General features: G+C 75.4%; 11 protein-coding genes. 6 read left to right on the top strand and 5 right to left on the bottom strand.

The annotated features are described in order from the left end of the window. Positions 1-7: 7 nt before the first annotated feature. Complete coding sequence (locus ACIQI7_RS25375) at positions 8-3046, bottom strand: AAA family ATPase (protein ID WP_401113560.1); 3039 nt, start codon at positions 3044-3046, stop codon at positions 8-10. Further along, a complete protein-coding gene (locus ACIQI7_RS25370; RefSeq protein ID WP_401113558.1) occupies positions 3043-4212 on the bottom strand; it encodes an exonuclease SbcCD subunit D in 1170 nt (389 codons plus the stop codon). Before ACIQI7_RS25370 ends, ACIQI7_RS25375 begins: the two co-directional genes overlap by 4 nt. Positions 4213-4481: 269 nt before the next feature. On the opposite strand from ACIQI7_RS25370, the gene ACIQI7_RS25365 reads away from it, so the two are divergent. From ACIQI7_RS25365 to ACIQI7_RS25355, 3 genes are all read left to right on the top strand, one after another. Next, positions 4482-5678 (top strand): hypothetical protein, encoded by a 1197-nt coding sequence (locus ACIQI7_RS25365; protein WP_401113556.1) that lies wholly within the window; start codon positions 4482-4484, stop codon positions 5676-5678. A 309-nt stretch (positions 5679-5987) separates the two neighbouring features. After that, positions 5988-6656 carry a hypothetical protein gene (locus tag ACIQI7_RS25360; RefSeq protein ID WP_401113555.1) on the top strand — a complete coding sequence of 223 codons (669 nt, stop codon included), beginning with the start codon at positions 5988-5990 and terminating at the stop codon, positions 6654-6656. Between the two features lie 480 nt (positions 6657-7136). Continuing rightward, entirely contained in the window at positions 7137-7931 is a 795-nt protein-coding gene (locus ACIQI7_RS25355) for an SGNH/GDSL hydrolase family protein (RefSeq protein WP_387756831.1), read from the top strand. Positions 7932-8043: 112 nt separating this feature from the next. Here the strand turns inward: ACIQI7_RS25355 and ACIQI7_RS25350 are convergent, their stop codons facing one another. Further along, complete coding sequence (locus ACIQI7_RS25350) at positions 8044-8964, bottom strand: nitroreductase/quinone reductase family protein (protein WP_401113554.1); 921 nt, start codon at positions 8962-8964, stop codon at positions 8044-8046. A 368-nt stretch (positions 8965-9332) separates the two neighbouring features. Here ACIQI7_RS25350 and ACIQI7_RS25345 point away from each other — a divergent pair, with 368 nt between their 5' ends. After that, positions 9333-9725, top strand: coding sequence for a hypothetical protein (locus ACIQI7_RS25345; RefSeq protein WP_401113552.1), 393 nt, complete (start codon positions 9333-9335; stop codon positions 9723-9725). Positions 9726-9862: 137 nt separating this feature from the next. Here the strand turns inward: ACIQI7_RS25345 and ACIQI7_RS25340 are convergent, their stop codons facing one another. Both ACIQI7_RS25340 and ACIQI7_RS25335 read right to left on the bottom strand, forming a co-directional pair. Then, entirely contained in the window at positions 9863-11020 is a 1158-nt protein-coding gene (locus tag ACIQI7_RS25340; RefSeq protein WP_401113550.1) for a polysaccharide deacetylase family protein, read from the bottom strand. Between the two features lie 279 nt (positions 11021-11299). Beyond that, positions 11300-13153, bottom strand: coding sequence for an AMP-dependent synthetase/ligase (locus ACIQI7_RS25335; RefSeq protein WP_401113548.1), 1854 nt, complete (start codon positions 13151-13153; stop codon positions 11300-11302). A gap of 525 nt (positions 13154-13678) precedes the next feature. Between ACIQI7_RS25335 and ACIQI7_RS25330 the strand changes: the two genes are divergently transcribed. Next, positions 13679-16780 (top strand): nitrate- and nitrite sensing domain-containing protein, encoded by a 3102-nt coding sequence (locus tag ACIQI7_RS25330; RefSeq protein WP_401113546.1) that lies wholly within the window; start codon positions 13679-13681, stop codon positions 16778-16780. Next, positions 16777-17196: a roadblock/LC7 domain-containing protein gene (locus ACIQI7_RS25325; RefSeq protein WP_049652175.1), complete on the top strand. Its 420-nt coding sequence runs from the start codon at positions 16777-16779 to the stop codon at positions 17194-17196. The genes ACIQI7_RS25330 and ACIQI7_RS25325 overlap by 4 nt, the downstream gene beginning before the upstream one ends. Positions 17197-17389: the final 193 nt, after the last annotated feature.

The following is a 17389-nucleotide window of genomic DNA, read 5'->3' as shown; positions in this document are numbered from 1 at the left end:
GGTGGTCCTACGCGTCCTCCCGCCCGGCCAGCGCCAGGGTCGAGCCGCGCCGCCCCTTGCGGACCAGCAGCTGGGCGGGGATGCGGCTGCGAAGGTCGGCGACGTGGCTGACGATGCCGACCGCGCGGTCCCGCTCGCGCAGGCCGTCCAGGACGTCCATGACCTCCTCCAGGGCGTTCTCGTCGAGGGTGCCGAAGCCCTCGTCGATGAAGAGGGTGTCCAACGGCATGCCGCCCGCCTCGTCGGTGACCACGTCGGCCAGGCCGAGGGCGAGCGAGAGCGAGGCGAAGAAGCTCTCGCCGCCGGAGAGGGTCGCGGTGTCCCGCTCGGTGCCCGTCCAGGCGTCCACCACCCGCAGGGCCAGCCCGGAGCGCTTGGTACCGGTGCCCCGGTCGTCGCTGTGCACCAGCGTATAGCGCCCGCCGGACATCCGGACCAGCCGGTCGCTGGCCGCCGCCGCGACCTGCTCCAGCCGGGCCGCCAGGACGTACGACTCCAGGCGCATCCGCAGCCGGTTCTCGGCCGAGGTGCCGGCCGCGAGCGCGGCGAGCCGGTTAATCCGGCCGTACCGGTCCAGTGCCGGGGCCAGTTCGCCGGCGAGGCCGGTCAGCTGCCGCCCGATCGAAGCCAGTGCCCCGCAGCGCTCGCGGGCCGCCGCGTGGGTGGCGTGCGCCCGGCCGAGCCGGGCGGTGGCGGCGCCGAGCTCGGCGGCGACGGCGGGCAGGTCCACCGGCGGACGGCCCGCGGCCTCGGCCAGCTCCGGCAGCGCCAGCTCGCGGCGGACCGCGGCGGTCTCCGCGCGGTGCCGCTCCAGCCGGGCCTCCAGCCGTTCGCGCTCCTCGCGCGGCAGCAGCACCGCCAGCGCCGCGTCGGCGTCCGGGAAGCCCGCCGAGGCGGCGGCCTTGCCCAGTTCGTCCTCGGCGTCGGCGAGCCGGGCCGCCGCCTCCGCATGGGCCCGGGCGGCGGTGGCCGCGGCGGCGACCGTCTCGGTGAGGCGGGTCAGGGCCGCGGCCCGGTCGGCGACGGAAGCCGCCTCGCCCCGGGCGGCCGCCACCCGGGCGCTCAGCGCCCGCTGTTCGGTGCCGAGCGCCAGCAGCCGGTCGGAGAGGACGGCGGCGCGCTCCTTGGCCTCCCGCAGCTCGTCGACCCGGCGGGCGCGGTCCTGCGACAGCCGGGCGATCTCCTGCTCGACCGGGCCGAGCGACTCCGCCGTGTGCCGCGCCTCGCGGTGGTCGCGTTCCAGCCCGGCCAACGCCTGTGCGAGCGCCTCCGTCCCGTCCGGCCCGGCCGCGCCGGCGACGGCGGCCTCGCGCACCCGCAGCGCGGTGAGCGACTGGTCGGCCTCCGTCCACACCTGCTCGGCGGCGGCCTGCGCCCGGCGCGCCCGCTCCTCGTCCTCGGCGCCGACCCGGCTGCCGGGCGCGGCCTCGGCGGGCGCCGGGTGCTCGGGCGAGCCGCAGACCCGGCAGGCCTCGCCCGCGCGCAGCTGCTCGGCCAGTTCGGCGGCCATGCCGCTCAGTCGGCGGTCCCGCAGGTCCAGACTGTGCTCGCGGGCGTCCAGTGCGGCGGTGCGCAGCGCAGCCACCCGGGGCTCGGCCTCGGCGATCTCGGCGCGCAGGCCGTCGCGCTCCCGGGCCGCACCCAGGCGGGCGGTCAACTCGGCGTGCTGCCCGTCCAGTTGCTCGACCAGGGTGGTCGCCGACCGGGCCTCGGTGTGCCGTTGCTCCAGGCGGCCCAACTCGCCCTCGAACTCGGCCAGCCAGTCCTCGGCCTCCTCGGCCAGCTCCTCGGCGGCGCGCCGGTCCCGCACCAGGGAGCGCTGCTCGTGGGCGAGTTCGGCGCAGCGCCGCTCCTCCGCCCGGGCCGCCTCCAGCCGGACCACCTCGGCCCGCAGCCGCAGTTCGGCCTCGGCCAGCCCCGCAGGGTCGGCCCCGGCGAGCTCCCGGCCCTCGCCACCGGAGCCGGCCAGCGCCTCGCGGTGCCGGCGCTCCGCCTGCTGCGCGCGCCCGAGCGCCTCGGCCGCGCTCCGCCGCAGCCGCAGCGCCGACTCCACCCCGACGGCCTCCTGGGCGGCGGCCAGCCGCCGCCGGTCCGCGGCCGCGGCGGGCTCGAAACCGGCCAGCCGCTCGGCCCGGTCCACGGCCTCCCGGTGGCGGCGCTGGCGACCGGCCAGCTCCTCGGTGGCCTCGCGGTGCTCCTGGGCGGCGCGCTGGGCCGCCTCGGCGCCCGCGAGGGCGGCCTCGGCGACGGCGAGCTGCTCGGCCGCGCCGCTGCGCAGGACCGCCGCCCAGCCGAGCACCCCCGAGATCAGCGCGGCGTCGTCGTCCTCGGCGGGCACCCAGCCCGCGGCGGGCTCGGCGCCCGGACCGGCCGCCTGCTCGGCCTTGCTGGCGAGGTCCCGCAGCCGGCGCCGACCGGCCTGGACGGCGGCCTCCTGGCCGCGCCGCTGCTCGGCCAGCCAGGCTTCCACGTGCTGGAACCGCTCGGTGTCGAACAGCCGCCGCAGCAGTTTGCCGCGCTCCTCCGAGTCGGCCTTGAGGAACCGGGCGAAGTCGCCCTGCGGCAGCAGCACCACCTGGCAGAACTGCTCCCGGTTCATGCCGATCAGCCGGTGGATCTCCTCCCCGGCCTCCTGGTGCGACTTGCTGATCCCGCGCCAGCCGGGCGTGCCGTCGCCCGTGTCGGCGACCCACTCGCGCAGCAGGGTCTGCGCCCGTTCGACGGTGGTGCCGGTGCCGACCTTCTTCGGTCGGCGCTGCTCCGGCAGCCGGGTGATCCGCAGCCGCCGCCCGCCGAGGGTCAGCTCCAGCTCGACCGAGGTCAGCCGCTTGGGGTCGGCGTGGTCGCTGCGCAGCCGGTTGGCCCGGCGGGCGCCCGGCGTCTCGCCGTACAGGGCGAAGCAGACGGCGTCCAGCACGCTGGTCTTGCCCGCGCCCGTCGCGCCGCGCAGCAGGAAGAGCCCGCCGGCGGCGAGCGCGTCGAAGTCCACCGTCTCGCTGCCCGCGAACGGGCCGAAGGCGGTGACGGTGAGCCGGTGCAGCCTCATCGGGGCAGGTCCGCCTTCCGGTCGGTGGTCACCCGGACGCGCTCGAAGCCCTCGCCCAGCCAGCCGAGCTCGTGCGGCTCCGGCTCGGCACCGGGGCGGACGTGCCGCAGGAAGCCCTCCGCGATCTCCAGGTCCCCGCGGCCGCTGACCCGCGCCGCGTACGACTGCGAGGGCTCGGTGTCGCTCCGCTCGGGGTCGAACAGCAGCTGGAGGGTGTGCGGGAAGCGGCGGCGCAGCCGCTCCATCGGTTCGCTCGGCCGGGCCGCGTCGGTGAGCGTGGCCTGCACCCAGGACTGCTCGTGCTCGGCGTACTTCTCGTCGGTGAGCAGCGCGTCGAGGGTGTCGCGCAGCGTCGCCAGCCGGCGCGGCTCCGGGCAGGGGACGCGCTCGGCCGTCACCGAGCCGTCGGCGGCCAGGTCGACCAGCCACATGGTCTTGCGCTGGTGCACCTCGGAGAAGGAGTAGGCGAGCGGGGAGCCGCTGTAGCGCAGGTGCGGGGCGAGCGTCTGGCAGCCGTGCAGGTGGCCGAGCGCGGCGTAGTGCACCCCGTCGAAGACGGACGCGGGCACGGAGGCGACGCCGCCGACCGCGATGTCCCGCTCGCTGTCGCTCGGCGCGCCGCCGGTGACGAAGGCGTGCGCCAGCACCACCGCCCGGGTGCCGGCCGGGCGTGCCGCGAGGTCCGCCCGGACCTGGTCCATCGCCGCCCCGAGCACCGCCGCGTGCCCGCCCCTCGCCAGCCCGAACCGCTCGCGCACCAGCGTCGGCTCCAGGTAGGGCAGCCCGTACACCGCCACCGGGCCGTGCTCGTCCGCCAGCAGGACGGGCTCGGCGCACGCGCCCGGGTCGGTCCGCAGGTGGATGCCGGCCCGCCCGATCAGCCCGGCCCCGACCCCGAGGCGGCGGGCCGAGTCGTGGTTGCCGCTGATGAAGACCGTCGGCACCCCGAGCGCCGCCAGCCGGTGCAGCACGTCGTCGAACAGCGCGACCGCTTCCAGGCCGGGCAGCGCCCGGTCGTACACGTCCCCCGCGACCAGCACGGCGTCCACGCCCTCGGACCGGACCACCTCCACCAGGTGGTCCAGGAAGGCGCGCTGGGCGTCGTGCAGGCTCTCCCGGTGGAACGAGCGCCCGAGATGCCAGTCGGAGGTATGCAGCAGTCGCATGGTCCCCGACCCTAACCCGCCGCACTGACAATCCCGCCCGGCCCTGTGGGAGCACAGGCCTCCGGGGCGCCGGCGGCCCCAGGAGCCCCAGGGGTGGCGGTGCGGGCGGCGCGGTGCGGCCGGTGACGGTGGCGGCGGATCCCGGCGCTGAGCTTGTTCGATTACTACGAGTGGATTGTCAGTGGCTCTGTGTATGTTCCTCCGCGTCGGCCGCTCCCAGCCGGGGTGGACGGCACGGTCCGGTGTCGGGCTAGCGAGAAGGAGGAGTCATGACTGCTGTGCGGAAGTCGGTGCGCGAGGTGCCGGGTGTCGGGGCGGGCGGGTCGGCGCGGGGGCGTCGGCGGGTGCTGGTGCTGGCCGGGCGCAGGCCCGGTGGCGGTGTCGGTGGGGCGCCGGCCGGCGGGCCCGGCGGGGCGGTGCCGCCCGGGGGCGGGCGGCCGCCGGGGGCGCCCGCGGGAGGAGGCGGTGCGCGGGCGGCCGTGCGCGGCGGGTGGGTCCGGGGCGCGCCGCCGCCCCAGCCGGTGGCGGTGGCCCTGGCCGCCGACGCCGGGGACTTCGCCGGGCTGGCGCGGTACGGGCTGTTCGGCGGGCTCGGGCACCAGGCCTACCTGCGACAGGCGGAGGAACAGCTCACGGCCCTGCACCGGCAGGGGCTGGAGGTGCACCTGCGGGTCCTGGAGGCGGGCGACTTCGAGGACTACTGCGAGGCGCTCGGCCTCGATCCCCGGATGCCCGCCGCCAGGGTCGCCTACGCGGGTGATCCGGAGCTGGCCGGAGAGCCCTTCGTCTACGCGGGGGAGCGGTTGGCCGAACTGATCCCGGTGCTGCTGGACGACCACCGGGCGCGGGTGCGGATGTCCGTGGCCTGTACGGTCCTGCTCGACGCCGTCGGCGACGACCCGGCCGGTGAGCTCCGGATGGCGGCCGTGATGCGGTACGTGACGTCGGTCTACCTGGCGCTGGCCGAGGGTGCGGGGGAGGGGTGCCACCTGCTGACGCTGCGCTGCCACGGCCCCGAGGACGGCGAGGAGCTCACCTCGGCGGTGGACGTCTGCGTGGAGGGCGGCCGGCTGGACCCGGCCGGGCGGGACGCCGAGGCGTTCTGCGTCACGCTCGCGGCGGGCGTCGCCCTGGGCGGGGAGGGGGCCCTGCTGCTGCACGGTGATCCGTCGCTGGGCGTACGCGCCGACGGCCTGCGCGCACGGGCGGACGGCCAGGGCGCACGCGCCGACGACCAGGGCGGGCGGGCGGACGACCGGGGTGCGCGGCCCCGGCCCCGGCCGCCGGTGCTCGGCTGGGCGCTGACCGGTGGGCGGCTGCGGCCGATGACCGCGCACGAGGTGTTCGACGAGCTGGCCGACGACGCCGCGCGCGGGCTCCCCTTCCCGCCCGGGGTGGATCCTCGGCCGGGGTTCCCGCTGCCCGGCTTCCGGGGCCTCGGGGAAGGGGGTGGGCCGCTGGGGTGACCAGAGGGCTCACCGCCGCCCCGCATCCACCACGTTCACCGCCTCCGCATCCACCATGCGGCGCTGGGGACTGTTCATCGACCGCCTGTTCGGGGAAGATTCGGAGAAGATCAACAGCAGGAGCGCGCGGTGCCCCACGCCGCCGTTCCGGCCGCTCCGCTCCGTACCGCGCCATGCAGGTCCTCCTCGTGCACCGCCGGTCCGGCGAAGCCCGACTGCGAGAGGGGGACGGATGAGCGAGCGGAGCGAGCTCGGTGCCAGGGGGTGCGCGCGGGCGAGCGTCCCCGCCGAGCGCCGCGGGGCGCGAGCATGAGCCCGATCGAGTACAGCGCGGAGATCGCCGAACTCCTCGGGAAGGTGCGGCGGCGCCCCACGGCGGGCTGGCCGTGGCGGCCGGGCGAGCAGGTGCCGGAGGGGCTGCCGGTCAAGCAGTCCTGGGGGTGGCTGTTCGCGCCGGACGGCCGGGTGCTGACGCTGGTGAACCCCAGGGACGGGATCTGCTCGCTGCCCGGGGGCTCACTGGAGCCGGAGGACGGCGGGGACCCGGGGGCCGCCCTGGCGCGGGAGGCGGCCGAGGAGGCGCAGGCCCTGATCGGCCGGCCGTACTACCTCGGCTACCTCTACGACCGGGTCGGCTCGGCGAACGGCGGGCACGAGTGCGCCCGGGTCCGGATGGCGGCCATGCTGCGGGCCGTCGGTCCGAGCGCGGCCGACCCGGCCTCGGGCCGGCACTACCGGCGGCTGCTGGTCGCGCCGGGCCTCGCCGTCGAACTGCTCGGCTGGGGTGCGCCCGGGCTGCGCCAGGCCCGGGCGGCGGTCGCCACCGCCGCCCGCTGGCTCGGCGTGCCCGCGGCCGCGAACGAGGCGATCGAGGAGTTGCCGGTCGAGGGGTGCACGGTCTCCCCTGGGGCCGTGTACCCGGGCGGCGTGCACCTCGGCGCTCGCCCCGGTGGTGGCCACTCCGGCGCGCAGGGCTGACCGCGCGCGTCGCCGTACTCCTGCGCGACCTCCCGAGACGCCGTCCTGACGTGTGCTCCCGGCCTGTCGACCTGACGAGCACTCACATGCGGCCGATGGGGTCGGATCGGCCAACCCGGTGAATTCCAGCCGTGCCGGTGACACCCTTTCGGGGTCACCTTTCGGCGCGCACCGAGGTGTTCATCAGCCCCTCTGTGCCCGCTGGCGCTCCCTCGAGGACCGGACCGGCAACGACCGGGCGGCAACTACCCCGCTTGTCCCGCACGGAACTTCCGCAAGTTGCCGGTCTACGCGCGCTGCGCTACGCGCGTCACGGCGCACCTGCTCTGACCAGCGCGAAATCACGGATCGTCGACGGCAGTTCACCCCCGGGATATCAGACTGTCCGTCAACATCCTTGGCATGACCGCTTCCGGGTTCGGCTACCGCCTGGTATCACTTCTGTGACCCTCACCACGCCACCCCACTGGAGCTGTGATGATCCGCCGTGCCCGCGCCCTGTCCATCGCCGCCATAGCGGCAGGCCTCACCATGACGACGCTCTTCGCCGCCTCGTCCGCGAACGCCGCCGGTGTCAACTACGTGGCCCTCGGCGACTCGTACTCCTCCGGTGTCGGCGCCGGCGGTTACCTGAGCGACAGCGGCAGCTGCAAGCGCAGCACCAACGCGTACCCGTACCTCTGGAAGAACGCGCACGCGCCGTCCTCCTTCAAGTTCGTCGCCTGTTCGGGTGCCAGGACCGGCGACGTCCTGAACAGCCAGATCTCCGCCCTGGACGCCGGAACCACGCGGGTCAGCATCTCGGTCGGCGGCAACGACGCCGGCTTCGCCGACACCATGCAGACCTGTGTCCTCGGCTCGGACGCCGACTGCATCAACGCCGTCAACACGGCCAAGAACTACGCCACCACCACCCTGCCCGGCCAGCTGGACAAGGTGTACTCGGCGATCAAGGCCAAGTCCCCGAACGCCCACGTCGTGGTGATGGGCTACCCGCACATCTACAAGGTCGGCGGCAGCTGCATCTTCGGCATCGGCGACACCAAGCGCGCCGCCATCAACGGCGCGGCCGACACCCTGGACGGTGTCCTCGCCAAGCGGGCCGCCAACGCCGGCTTCGCCTTCGGTGACGTCCGCAGCATCTTCAACGAGCACGAGATCTGCGGCTCGCTGACCACCTGGCTGAACAGCACCACCCTGCCGGTCGACGAGAGCTACCACCCGAAGGCCGCCGGCCACTCCGGTGGCTACCTGCCGGTGTTCTCGGCGCTGTAAGGACTGCCGAAGGACTGCCGCAAGGACGGCCACGAGGACTGCCTCGTCGCAGGTCCCAACGGTGCCGCCGTCCCCTCCCGCGCTTCGGGGAGGGGACGGCGGCAACGCCGTTTCAGCCGTCGGAGGGCGCCGATCCGCCCGGCGCGGGCCCGCCCGGCGGCGGTCCGCTCGGCGGGAAGGGGATGCCGGCGAGGACCGGCAGGAGTTCCGCCTCCTCGAAGTCGAGGTGCGCCTCCAACTCGGCGGACATCCGGTCCAGCTCGGCGCGAAGCCGCTCCGGCTCGGTGACCGCGATCCCGGCCAGCAGGGCGACCAGCTCCTCCTTGATCCGCCCGATGGCCCGGTGCTGCTCGCCGAGCCGCGCCAGGACGTCGGCCAGCTCCGGGTGGCTGCGGGCCAGGGCGGGGAAGATCGCGGTGTCCTCGCCGGTGTGGTGGTGCGTCAGCCCGTCGCAGAAGGCCAGGCAGTGCTGGCGCAGCTGCATCCCGAGCGTGGCCGGTCGGCCCGGGGCGTGGGCGTGCGCCTCCTCCCGTACGTGGCGCAGCTGCGCGCGCAGCCAGGTGTGCGCCTCCAGCAGCTTGTCGGCGAGGCTGCGCACCACCGGGGCCGGTCCGTCGGCGGGTGGTTCGAGCCGTTCCAGGACGACGACCGGCAGCTCCCGGTCGGTGTGCGCCTGGTAGTCGCCGTAGCCCGGAGCCTTCCGGACGACGGCGGCGAACAGCCGCTTCCGGCGCGCGCCTTCGGCGGGTACGGCGACGGTCTCGAAGGCCTCGGTGCCGAGTTCGACCCGGACCACCGGGTGGGCGAGGAGGTTGCGGTACCACTGGGGGTGCTCCGGCGCCCCGGCGGCGGAGGCCACGACCAGGAGCAGCCCCTCCGCCCGGACGTACCCGAGCGGCACGGTGTGCGGCCGCCCGGAGCGGGCCCCGGTGGTGGTGAGCAACAGCAGGTCGCCGCCCTCGAACGGGCCGCCGACCCGTCCGCCGTTGGCGCGGAACTCCTCGATGACGTTCAGATTGAAGGACATGGGCATGCGTGTGTGATGGATCTCCAGAGAGGAAGGGGACGCGGTCACACGCGGTGTCGGTGCCAGTGCGGGTGCCGGTGCTGGAACCGGCAGTACGGCCGGTCGCGCATCCGGCGACGTCCGGCGACGTCCGGCGCGGACGCGGGACGTGGAAACGCGATTCGCGCACGCGGGCACCGCGGTGACCGCCTGGCGTCAGATCAGGGAAGCGGAGAGAGTGCTCATCGCGCATCGTCCCTTCGGAAGGGTGCCCGCTCGGCTGTCGGCCGGCCCACTACTCTTTGGCCGACGCCGCGCTGCACGCCACCATTAGAGCCAGGCCGTGGACGCGCTGTCAACGAGCACGATCACCGCTCGAAGGGAGCCGAACCGCCGTGGACCGTGTGGTGGACCTCGACGACGCCGCCGCGCGGATCGCCGCCCGGGCCCCGAGGTGGCGTGCCGCCCGCCTGACGGTGGGCCCGCTCACCTGGCGCGACCGGCTGGCCGTGTGGCCGCGGCCGCTGGAGACGGACCGCGCCCGGGTCGTCGATCCGGAATCCGTCGGCCTGCGGCTGGCCGACCCGCTGACCGGCGGTGAACTGGACGTGGTGCTCTTCTGCGGCGGTTGGGCGGATGTGACGTTCCTGGCCGCCGACTGGGAGGACGGAGCGGCCGCAGGGGAGGGGCGGGAGCCGGGTGGTGTGATCCCGGCCCAGGGCATCACGTCCGCCGAGGACTTCGAGGCGCGTCTGATCGGTTGGATGGGGGACGTCTTCGGCGGCTGACCGGCTGACCGGCTGACCGGCTGAGCGGCTGAGCGGCCGTCGAACCGAGCCCATGAAGCCGCCCACCCCGGACCGACGCGCCGCCGCCTCCTCCGACGGGAGCGGGAGCGGCGGCGCGTCGGTCCGGACGGAGTCCGTCAGCGCAGGTAGTCGACCAGGCCGGCCGGCTTGAGGCCGGCGGCGTCGGCGGCGGCCAGGGCGCGCTGCAGGTCGGCGGCGAGGGTGTCGGTCCAGTGCATCAGCACGACGTCGCCCGGCTGCAGCAGGCCCGGGTGCCAGATGTCGCCGGCGCCCCAGCTGAAGTCCGCGTCGGCGGTGAGCACGGTGCGGATGCCGCAGTTCGCGGCTGCCTGCAGGGTGTCGGCGTTCCAGGCGAAGTACGGCGGGCGGAAGAAGGCCGGCGCGGTGCCGAAGAGGCGGGTCATGGAGTCGCGGGCGTCGCAGATCTCGACCTGCTGCCGTTCCAGCGGGAGCTTGGTGAGGTCGGCGTGGGAGACGCTGTGGTCCTGGACCGAGGAGCCGGGTACGGCGGTGACCCGCTTGAAGAAGGCCGGGTCCGCGGCGGCCGGCATCGGCAGCGGGAAAGCGGTGATGGGCAGCCGGTGGTCGGCGATGAACCGTTCCGCCTCGGGGGTGCGCTGCCAGCCGTCGTCCACGGTGAAGAAGACGACCCTGTCGTCGGTGGGGACGGAGCCCGCGGCGACGGCCGGGGCGGGTGCGGGGCCGTCCACCCGGACGTCGTCCACGGAGAACGGGCCCTGCTGGTACCAGCCGTGCACGTACAGCCGGACGCTGCGCGCGGTCGGGCCGGTGGTGAACCGGGTGCTCAGCCGCTGCCAGCCGCCGCCGGTGGTCTCCGTCCAGGCCGGGGCGACGTCCCTGCCGGTGCCGGTCGCGCCGAGGTGGACGAAGTCGCCGCGGACCCAGGCGGAGGCGGTGTAGGTGGTGTTGGGCCGGACCGCGACGACCTGGGCGCACTCGCCGGTGGACTCGGCGCTCGCCGGGGTGACGGTGAGGGCGGAGGCGCCGGTGTGCGGGGCGGCGGCGGTGACGGCCGCTTCGGCCGGGCCGCCGGTGCAGCTCCAGCCGGGGACGCTGCCCCAGTCGGCGAGGTCGGGGGAGGGCACCTCGAAGCCGGGGTTGGTGGCGAGGTTGACGGTCGGCGCGGTCGGCGCGGTCGGCATGGTCGCGGCGCTCGGGGCGCCGTCGGCGGAGGCCGCCGGTGCGGCGAGGCCGGTGAGCAGCACGACCGAGGCGGCCAGTACGGACAGGCGCGTGGAAAGGCGCGTGGACATCGACACGTGAGGACTCCAGCAGGTGGGGGCACGCCCGTGGGGAGAGCGTGAGTGGAATCGGACCGTGGAACAGTGGAACCGGGGCGTTGAACCCCGGGTCGCGGAACTCCGGATCGTTCCGGATCGTCGCAACAATGGACTAGACCAATGAGGCCGTCAAGGGAACGGCGGATGAACCCCGCCGCCTCGCGCGGCCGCCCGCCCGGCGGAAGCGACGCCAGCGCCCGTGTCGCACAAAGGGCAAGACGGTACGTCAGGGACGCACCCGGCAGGCGGGGTTCAGGACAGGTACAGCTCTTCGATGTCCCTCGCGTAGTGCTCCGCGATCGCCGTCCGCCGCAGCTTGAGCGAGGGGGTCAGTAGCCCCTGCTCCTGGCTGAACTCCCTTGGCAGCAAACGGAACGCGCGGATCGACTCGGCCCGGGAGACCGCGGTGTTCGCGGCCGCCACCGCACGCTGGATCTCCACGTGCAGCTCGTCGTCCGCGAGCACCGTCCACGGGTCCGTCTGCTGCGCCCGCCCGCGGGTCTTCAGCCAGTGCGCCAGCGCCGCCGGGTCGAGCGTGATCAGTGCGGCCACGTACGGGCGGTCGTCGCCCACCACCAGGCACTGGGAGACCAGCGGGTGCGCCTCGACCCGCTCCTCCAGGGCCGACGGGGCCAGGTTCTTGCCGCTGCTGGTGACGATCAGGTCCTTCTTGCGGCCGGTGATGCTGAGGTAGCCGTCCTCGTCCAGCCGGCCCAGGTCGCCGGTCGCGAACCAGCCGTCGACCAGGGACTCGGCGGTGCAGCGCGGATGGTTGAGGTAGCCGCCGAAGACGGAGCCGCCGCGCACCCACACCTCGCCGTCGTCGGCGATCGCCACCGAGGCGCCCGGCACCGGCTGCCCGACCGTGCCGAGCTTCTGCCGGCCGACCGGGTTGGCGGTGATCGCGGCGGTGGTCTCGGTCAGCCCGTAGCCCTCGTACAGCTGGAGGCCCGCGCCGGTGAAGAACAGGCCCAGTTCGCGCCGGAGCGTGGAGCCGCCGCACAGCACGCTGCGCACCCGGCCGCCGAGCACCGCCCGCAGCCTGGGGTAGACGGTCCGCTCGTACGCGAGGTGGCGCAGCCGCAGGGCCGCGCCCGGGCCGGGTCCGCGTCCGAAGGCCTTCTGCTCCCGGGCGGCGGCCCAGTCGACGGCCACCTGTCGGGCCTGTTCGAAGAGTTCGCCGCGCCCGGCCTCCTCGGCCGCCCGCCGGGCCTGCTGGAAGATCTTCTCGAAGACGTACGGGACGGCGTGCAGGAAGGTCGGGCGGAAGGTCTCCAGCGCGGGCAGCAGCGCGTCGGTGGAGACCTCCGGGATGTGCCCGATCCGGAAGCCGCCGCGGAGCGCCGCGATCTGCACGGCCCGCCCGTAGACGTGCGCGAGCGGCAGGAACAGCAGGGTGGCGGGGCGGCCGCCGCCGGTCTCGCGGAGGGCGTCCCCCCAGCCGGCGAGCAGGGCGTCCCCCCAGCCGGCGAGCAGGGCGTCGGCCTCGGCGGCCAGGTTGGCGTGGGTGAGCAGGCAGCCCTTGGGGCGGCCGGTGGTGCCGGAGGTGTAGACGACGGTGGCGATGTTCCCGGCGGCGACGCCGAGGCGCTGGCGGTGCACCAGGGAGTCCGGCACGCCGAGTCCGTCCTCGGTGATCGTGGCGACGCAGTCGCGGTCCAGCTGCCAGATGCCGGTGAGGTCGGGCAGCGCGTCGCAGACCGCGCCGACCGTCATCGCGGCGTCCTCGTCCTCGACCAGGCAGGCCACCGCCTGGGTCTCGGCGAGGATCCAGCGCACCTGCTCGGGGGCGGCGGTGGGGTAGACCGGGACGGTGATCGCGCCGATCGACCAGAGTGCGTAGTCGAACAGCGTCCACTCGTAGCGGGTGCGGGACATCAGGGCGACCCGGTCGCCGTAGCGCACGCCGTGGGTGAGCAGGCCCTTGGCCAGGGCGAGCACCTGGTTCCGGAACTCCCGGGCGGTGACGTCCTGCCACTGGCCGTCCTCGGCCCGCCAGGAGAGCTGGACCAGGTCGGGGGTGCGCTCGGCGGTGTCGTAGAGGGAGTCGGCGAGTCCTCCGGTGGCCTCGGGCGCGGCCGGGGCGGGGGTGGTGAACTCGCGCACGGTCCTCCCCAGTTCGGTGCCGGTAGTACGGGGTGGGCCGAAACTATCGGATCGCCCGGTCACTTCCCAGGGTTGTGGCGGTGACGCGACGAGATCGGCACGTGTCCCCTCCGGTGGTGTCGCGCCCGGGGAGGCGCAGGGGAGGAAGCACGGAGGGCGTTGAGGGACCGGATCAACGCGGCATTCCGGGCATCTGCGGACGGTCCGGACGAGAAGCGGAGGCGGCGACGACCGGTTTCTGACGTGTGCGGGACGAGACCGGTCGGTGGACCGGTTCGCCCCTCGAACGAGTGGTGAGGGCGTAGTAGAGTCTCGCAGACCTGTGGCCGGGACCCCCTCCTCCGACCTTTCCCCCTGCACCCCCACCGCCGCCCCCGCGCCACCCGGACCGCCCCTGACCGGCCCGGCCCCGCCCGGCCCCCGACCCCGTTCCTCCGCCGCTCCCCACGGCTCCCACGACCCCCACAGCTCCTACGACTCCCACCGCTCCCCGTCCGCGCCTGGCACTTCCCGACCGAGGACTCCATGCGTCTGCGCAGCAGCTCGATCCGCGCGAAGATCATCGCGCTGCTCCTGGTGCCCATCGTCGCGCTCATCGCCCTGTGGGCGTACGCCACGATCGCCACCACCGGGGACGTCTGGAACCAGCTCGGGATCAGCCGTACGTACAAGGAGTTCGCGGGCCCGGTCGACCAGTACACCGGCGACCTGCAGAACGAGCGCCGCGCCGCCGTCCAGCGGCTGGCCGACCCGCGCTCACCCGCCGCCCGGGAGGCCTACGAGCGGGCCAAGGCCGCCACCGACCGCAGCCTGGACGTGCTGCGGCAGAAGAAGGACAGCTCCGGCAGCAAGCTCTCCGCCCCCCAGCGCGGCCGCTTCGTGCAGATCGTCGCCGCCGCCGACCAGATCGGGCCGCTGCGCGCCCAGGTCGGCCGCTCCGCGCTGAACTGGGAGTTCGCGCTGGATCAGTACAGCGACCTGGTCAAGCCGGTGTTCGGCTTCCGGTCCGCCTACGTCGCCCGGCAGAGCGGCCAACTCCCGCGCCAGGGCACCATCCTGATCGAGCTGGTGCGCGCCCGCGAGTACCTGTCGCAGGAGGACGCGGCGATGGAGGGCCTGCGCACCGGCGCCACCAGGCCCACCGCCGAGCAGTACCAGGTCGCGCTGGACGCCCTGCACAACCAGCAGGCGCTGTTCACCGTCTACATCGCCGAGCTGGAACCCGCCGACCAGTCCGACTACGCCGCGCTGCGCGGCGGCGAGGCCTGGGGCGCGCTGGCCCGCGCCGAGGCGGACTTCGTCGGCGCCGGCGGCCCGGACCGGGTGGTCCAGGCGCTCAACGGCGACAGCTGGCGGGAGACCGCCGACCGGGCGCTCGGCGACCTCGCCTCGATCAACAGCCGGATCTCGGTCGGACTGGACGACCGTGCGCGGTCCACGGCGATCGGGATGCTCTGGCGCGGCGGCATCGCCGGTGCCGTCGGCCTGGTCGCCGTGGTGCTGTCGATCATGATCTCGTTCCGGATCGGCCGGGGCCTGGCCCGGGAGCTGATCGGCCTGCGCAACGCGGCCCACGAGCTGGCCGGCACCCGGCTGCCGTCCGTCATGCTGCGGCTGCGCCGGGGCGAGCCGGTGGACGTGGCCACCGAGGCCCCCGAGCTGCACTTCGGGAACGCCGAGATCGGCCAGGTCGGCCAGGCCTTCAACGCGGTGCAGCGGGCCGCCGTCGAGGCCGCCGTCGAACAGGCCGAACTGCGGCGCGGGGTCTCGGCGGTCTTCGTCAACCTGGCCCGGCGCAGCCAGGTGCTGCTGCACCGCCAGCTCACCCTGCTCGACACCATGGAGCGCCGCACCGAGGACCCGGCGGAACTGGAGGACCTCTTCAAGGTCGACCACCTCACCACCCGCATGCGCCGGCACGCCGAGGGCCTGATCATCCTGGCCGGCGGCTCGCCCGGTCGCGCCTGGCGCAAGCCGGTCCGGATGGTGGACGTGGTCCGGGCGGCGGTCGGTGAGGTCGAGGACTACGCCCGGGTGATCGTCCGGCCGTTCCCCGGCACCGGCCTGCTCGGCAGCGCCGTCGCGGACGTCACCCACCTGGTCGCCGAACTGGTGGAGAACGCCGCGGTGTTCTCCCCGCCGAGCACCCAGGTCACCGTCCAGGGCGAGGTGGTGGCGCACGGCTTCGCGCTGGAGATCGACGACCGCGGCCTCGGGCTGAGCGAGCAGTTGCTCGCCGAGATCAACGAACGCCTCGCCGTGGAGCAGGAGTTCGACCTCGCCGACACCGACCGGCTGGGCCTGTTCGTGGTCAGCCGGCTGGCCCGGCGGCACGGCATCCGGGTGCACCTGCGGCCGTCCCCGTACGGCGGGACGACGGCGGTGGTGCTGATCCCGCGCGAGCTGCTCGCGGAGGCGCCCGACGGGAAGCCGGAGCCGGGCGCGGCCGGGCGGCGGTCCGCGGGGGCCGGCCGGCGCGGGCAGCGGGACCTGGTCGCGGTGCCCGGGTCGGGAGGTGCCTCCCGGTCGGGGGCCGGGTCCGGTCCTGGCGCTGGTACCGGCTCGGGTCCTGGCGCGGGTTCCGGTGCCGGCTCGGATCCTGGTGCGGGTACGGGTGCCGCCGTCGCGGCGGGGGCCGGAGGCCGTGCGGGCGCGGGTGTCGAGGACGGTGCGGCAGGCGGGCGCCGTGGGACGACGGGAGGGCCGCGGCCCTCCGTGCCGGAGGCCGGCCGTACGGCTGGCGGGCTGCCGCGCCGGGCCTCGCGGGTCAAGAGCGGGCCGGTGCTGGTCCCCGCGCCCGCGGCGGACACCGAGGACGCCCCGGGGACGGGGCGGCACCGGCGGGAGGACACCGTGGTGGCCGCGGCCGAGGCGGCCGTCGCGGTCGCCGGGGTCGCCGGGCCGGCCGGCCCGCCTGCGGCCCCGCCCGTGGACGCCGCGCCCCGGACGCCGGGCGGTCTGCCCCGGCGGGTCCGGCAGGCGAACCTGGCGCCGCAGCTCAGGGAGCAGCTCACGGAGCAGCTGAAGGAACGGTTCCGCAACGGGACCGGCGTCGACGCCCCCGGCGCAGCGCCGACCGGCGGCGCCCAGGACGGCCGGGGCTCCCGCGAGGGCGGGGAGTCCCGGGAGGCCCGGGAACGCTCGCCCGAGGAGGCCCGGGCCACCTTCGCCTCGTTCCAACGCGGCTTCACCCGGGGACGGGGTGCCACGGCTCCGGCGGACCGTACGGGCGCGTCCCCGGACCGCACCGGTGCGCCGACGGACCGCCCCGGTGCTCCGTTGACGGATCGTCCCGGCACGCCCGACGATCGTGCCGTGCGCGGTAACGGGCGGCCGACCGCCGCGCCGGCCCGGCAGTCGCCGGACCGGTCCCGGCGGGCGATCGGCCCGGCTCCCGCCCCGGCGGCGCTGCCCGCGCCGCAGGACACCGGTCGGGCGCCGCTCGCCCGTCGGGTGCCGCCCGGGCAGCCGGTCCGCCGGAGCCCGGACACCGGCGCGACCGCGCCACCCGCCGTACCCGAACCACCCGTCGTACCCGCACCACCCGCTCCACCTGCCGTACCCGCTCCACCTGCCGTACCCGCTTCACCCGCACCACCCGCTCCAGCGGAAGGAACTGATTCATGACCACGTCGATGCAGTCGTCCGGGGACCTCAACTGGCTCCTGGACGACCTGGTGGGGCGCGTCGCGGCCCTGCGGCACGCGGTGATCCTCTCCAACGACGGACTGGCCACCGGTGCCTCCCGCGACCTGGACCGCGAGGACGCCGAGCACCTGGCCGCCGTCGCCGCCGGGTTCCACAGCCTGGCGAAGGGCGCCGGCGGGCACTTCAAGGTCGGCGGCGTCCGGCAGACCATGGTCGAGCTGGACGAGGCCTTCCTGTTCATCACGGCCGCCGGCGACGGAAGTTGTCTGGCCGTGCTGAGCGAGGCCGAGGCGGACATCGGCCAGATCGCGTACGAGATGGCGCTGCTGGTCAAGCGGGTCGGCGAGCACATGGCGGCCGAGCCGCGCACCGAAACCGCCCCGCCGGTGAGATGAGCGGTCCGATGGCGGATCCGAGGGCGGACGTGCCGGACGGCCCGGAGACGCCGGACGGCCCCCAGGTGCCGGTGGGCACGACCGGGCCGTCCGGCGCCGGCGGCCGGACCGGCGGTCAGGTCGGCGGCCCAGCCGGCGGTTCGGCCGATCCGGAGGGTCTGGTCGGCTCGGACAGCTCGGTCGAGCGGCCCGG

Source organism: Kitasatospora sp. NPDC092039, assembly GCF_044756065.1.
Classification (GTDB): domain Bacteria; phylum Actinomycetota; class Actinomycetes; order Streptomycetales; family Streptomycetaceae; genus Kitasatospora.
Note: the sequence above shows the minus strand (reverse complement) of the source record. Positions and strands in the feature narration are given on the sequence as shown.

Coding starts and splice junctions, on each gene's coding strand:
- ACIQI7_RS25340 (WP_401113550.1), bottom strand. CDS start 11,020: ATGTCCACGCGCCTTTCCACGCGCCTGTCCGTACTGGCCGCCTCGGTC.
- ACIQI7_RS25325 (WP_049652175.1), top strand. CDS start 16,777: ATGACCACGTCGATGCAGTCGTCCGGGGACCTCAACTGGCTCCTGGAC.
- ACIQI7_RS25360 (WP_401113555.1), top strand. CDS start 5,988: ATGAGCCCGATCGAGTACAGCGCGGAGATCGCCGAACTCCTCGGGAAG.
- ACIQI7_RS25370 (WP_401113558.1), bottom strand. CDS start 4,212: ATGCGACTGCTGCATACCTCCGACTGGCATCTCGGGCGCTCGTTCCAC.
- ACIQI7_RS25375 (WP_401113560.1), bottom strand. CDS start 3,046: ATGAGGCTGCACCGGCTCACCGTCACCGCCTTCGGCCCGTTCGCGGGC.
- ACIQI7_RS25330 (WP_401113546.1), top strand. CDS start 13,679: ATGCGTCTGCGCAGCAGCTCGATCCGCGCGAAGATCATCGCGCTGCTC.
- ACIQI7_RS25350 (WP_401113554.1), bottom strand. CDS start 8,964: ATGCCCATGTCCTTCAATCTGAACGTCATCGAGGAGTTCCGCGCCAAC.
- ACIQI7_RS25365 (WP_401113556.1), top strand. CDS start 4,482: ATGACTGCTGTGCGGAAGTCGGTGCGCGAGGTGCCGGGTGTCGGGGCG.